The sequence below is a fragment of the Paraburkholderia sp. GAS42 genome, from assembly GCF_050436565.1.
In the GTDB taxonomy this organism is placed as follows: Bacteria; Pseudomonadota; Gammaproteobacteria; order Burkholderiales; family Burkholderiaceae; genus Paraburkholderia.
The window spans coordinates 1-3,394 of record NZ_JBNDML010000059.1; the positions used below are offsets into that span (position 1 = coordinate 1).

The window sequence follows — 3,394 nt, forward strand, 5'->3', positions numbered from 1 at the left end:
CGTTATGCCGACTTCCGGATTATGTCGCGTCAAGGGTGCGGAGGGCCTTCCTCATGCCCTTTTGTGATTGCTGAGTCGGCATAATCCGTATGATTTCTCAGGCTGGCTACCACGCTGGCCGGGAGAGATCAAATGAAGGCGACACGCACAGTCAGCGAATCCGGCGGGCTGCCGGCCCGTCACATTGATGTATTTCTCGATCGTCTACGGACGGCACACTATTCCGAAGTAACGCTCCGCAAGAAGCGAAGGGTCTTGTCTGCCTTCTCTCGGTGGATGAAGAGCAGAAACGTCCGCCTGATTGACCTTGATGAGTCGGTGACGGCTAGTTTCGTGGAGCGCTTGACCGACGGTCCGAGAGCCCGAGTACAGTTCGAGCTCGCCGTGTTGCGGTTGTTTCTTGCCTTTCTGCGTGACGCAGCGATCCTGCGCTCGCCGACATTGGCCAAGCAATCTGCGCTAGGCCGTATCTACTGCCGGTACCTGGACTATCTGAGACAGGATCGCGGACTTGCGAACAACTCGGTGCTCGTCTACGGGCCCTTCATTCGAGACTTCCTCAACAGTCAGGACACCGGCGACGGCCGTATATTGCCCAATGCATTTGACGCCGTAACGATCCGAAACCACCTTCTTGCGCGCAGCAAAGGCAGATCGGCGGAGTACACGCGGCTGATGGCGGTGGCCCTTCGCTCGTTTTGCCACTTCCTCTTTCTGCGTGGAAACACGCCGCATGACCTGTATGAGTCGGTGCCTTCGGTTCGCAAGTGGCAACAGTCAACTGTGCCAACATTCCTCACGCCTGAGCAGGAGGAAGCCCTCATTGCCACTACGGACCGGTCCACTCCACGCGGGAGCCGCGACAATGCCGTCCTGCTGTTGTTGGCGCGGCTTGGGTTGCGTGCCGGAGAGATCGTCGCACTTGAGCTAGGCGACATCCGCTGGCGCTCGGGGGAACTTGTCGTTCATGGCAAGGGGCAAATGGTGGAGCATGTCCCGCTACCTTCCGAGGTCGGAGACGCGGTCGCAACGTACCTTCGCGACGCTCGTGGAGTGAGCGCATCGCGACGGATATTCCTTCGCATGTGCGCGCCGCGCGTTGGTCTGGCGGGACCGGCGGCAATTGGCCACATTGTTCGTTTGGCGTTCGCTCGTGCCGGGTTTCGCCCTGCATGTCGCGGCGCGGCACATCTGTTTCGTCACGGTCTCGCGACAACGATGATTCGCCATGGTGCGTCGATGGCGGAAATCGCCGAGGTGTTGCGGCACCGCTCACAGGTCAGTACCGCGATCTACGCAAAGGTCGCGTTTGAGGACCTGCGCGGGGTCGCGCGCTCATGGCCCACGGCGGGAGGTGCAATATGACTGCGATCCGTGACTCCCTTGCTCGGTACGTGGCAGTCCGCCGGGCTCTCGGGGCGTCATTCTATGAACCTGCCGTGGCACTCGGTCATTTCGTTGATCTTCTGGAGCACGAAGGTGCCGAGTTCATTACCACCGATCTGGCTCTGCGCTGGGCGACGACGCCCGTGCTCGTCGAACGCGCCACTTGGGGGCGGCGCCTCTCCCAGGTAAGAGGGTTTGCAAAGTGGATGAACACCGTTGACAGCCGGAACCAGATTCCTCCAGCAGGACTCGTCAGTGCCCGCCGACGGCGCAATCCTCCGCACATTTACACGGAACAGGAAATTAACCTGCTCATGATCCAGGCTGCGCGGCTACGCTCGCGCACAGGCATGCGAGCACTGACCTATTCGACGCTCATCGGGCTTCTCGTAGCGACGGGCCTCAGGCCAGGTGAAGCGCTTCGACTCAACCGTTCCGACGTTGACCTCGTTAGCGGGATACTCTCTATCCGGGAATCGAAGTTCGGCAAATCGCGCTTTGTTCCTGTAGAAGAGTCGACCCGCGCGGCACTCGAACGCTATGCTCAGAGTCGCGACCGACTCTGCCCTCTGCGGTTGAGTGAGGCGTTTCTGGTTGGCGAGCGGGGTATGAGGCTGAAGGCCAGCGCTGCCCGAAGCATGTTCGTCAGAATGTCGCGTGCCGTCGGCCTGCGGCCAGCGACAGAGGATGGACGCGATGGTTACGGCCCACGGCTCCAGGACTTTCGACACAGTTTCGCGACTGGAAGGCTGGTCGAATGGTATCGCGCCGGATTGGACGTGAGCCGGGAATTGCCGAAACTTGCCGCCTACCTCGGGCATGCCAACGTTGGTCTTACGTATTGGTACATCGAAGCGGTTCCGGAGTTGCTTGAGCTTGCGGCAAGCTATCTCGGCAGGAACTGTCCGGGAGAGCGGCCGTGAGCGCCGCCGGCCTTCCATCCCTCGTCCAGCGTTTCTTTACCCAGCGCCTGCTCGAGCAGCAAGGTCTGAGTTCGCATACGGTAGCGAGTTACCGCGACACGTTCCGGTTGCTGCTAGCGTTCGCCACGAAGCATATCGGGCGCGTGCCGTCAGAACTGCGGATCGAAGACTTCGACGTGTCGTTGATCGAGAAATTCCTTCAGCACCTTGAACAAGCCAGGGGCAATTCAGTGCGGACACGCAACACGCGCCTCGCCGCTGTGCATGCCTTCTTCCGGTTCGTTGCGGTCAGCGAGCCCGCGCTGTTCCTGCAGTGTCAGCGCATCCTTGCAATTCCGACCAAACGCTGTGAACACGGTCCCGTCGAGTTTCTCACCGAGAGCGAGGCCGCAGCTCTGGTAGCGGCACCTGATCCACGAACATGGATCGGGAACCGCGACCGAACGCTGCTTCTTGTAGCGGTTCAAACGGGTCTGCGCAACAGCGAATTGACCTCTCTCAGACGTCAGGATGTGGTGCTCGGCACAGGCGCCCACGTCCGTTGCCTCGGCAAAGGCAGAAAGATGCGATGCACTCCGCTACGACCGGACGTCATCGCAGTGCTGAAAGAATGGCTACGGTATCAACCTGGCGAACCCGATGACCCGGTCTTCCCCAGTTCGCGCGGTGGCCATCTTAGCGCCGATGCACTTCAGCGGCTTGTGTCGCGCAATGTCGTAATCGCGTGCCGCTCGTGCCCCTCGCTGAAGGAAAAATCAGTAACGCCCCACACGCTTCGGCACGCGGCCGCGATGAGCCTGTTGCATCACGGCGTAGACCTGACCGTGATCGCGCTCTGGCTCGGGCACGAATCATCGGAGACGACTCAGATCTACCTGCACGCCGACATGCGGCTCAAGGAACGCGCGCTTGCGCACGCCACGGCGAGCGGCGTTGCGCCGACGCGTTACAAACCTCCCGACCCCTTGCTGGCCTTCCTGGAGGGTCTTTAATAATGCCGACAATCCGAGCGACCCGGAACAGGGATCCGCCCAACTGCTGCGCCTGTGGATTCATGACGCGGCATAATCCGGAAGTCGGCATAA

Annotated in this window: 3 protein-coding genes; all 3 read left to right on the forward strand. The window is 60.7% G+C overall.

What is annotated here, in order from left to right:
• Nucleotides 1-132 precede the first annotated feature (132 nt).
• The 3 genes from P3T16_RS34710 to P3T16_RS34720 all read left to right on the forward strand — a co-directional run bounded on the left by P3T16_RS34710 (nucleotide 133) and on the right by P3T16_RS34720 (nucleotide 3,301).
• The gene (locus tag P3T16_RS34710) at nucleotides 133-1,365 is read left to right on the forward strand and encodes a tyrosine-type recombinase/integrase (protein WP_429345647.1); all 1,233 of its coding nucleotides are present in this window, start codon (nucleotides 133-135) and stop codon (nucleotides 1,363-1,365) included.
• Between the two features lie 74 nt (nucleotides 1,366-1,439).
• On the forward strand, nucleotides 1,440-2,309 hold the full coding sequence (locus tag P3T16_RS34715) for a tyrosine-type recombinase/integrase (RefSeq protein ID WP_429345648.1): 870 nt from the start codon (nucleotides 1,440-1,442) through the stop codon (nucleotides 2,307-2,309).
• A complete protein-coding gene (locus P3T16_RS34720) occupies nucleotides 2,306-3,301 on the forward strand; it encodes a tyrosine-type recombinase/integrase (RefSeq protein WP_429345649.1) in 996 nt (331 codons plus the stop codon). The genes P3T16_RS34715 and P3T16_RS34720 overlap by 4 nt, the downstream gene beginning before the upstream one ends.
• The last annotated feature ends 93 nt before the right edge of the window (nucleotides 3,302-3,394 follow it).

Excerpts from the sequence above, each read along its gene's own strand:
- P3T16_RS34710 (WP_429345647.1), top strand. The coding sequence starts at position 133 with ATGAAGGCGACACGCACAGTCAGCGAATCCGGCGGGCTGCCGGCCCGT.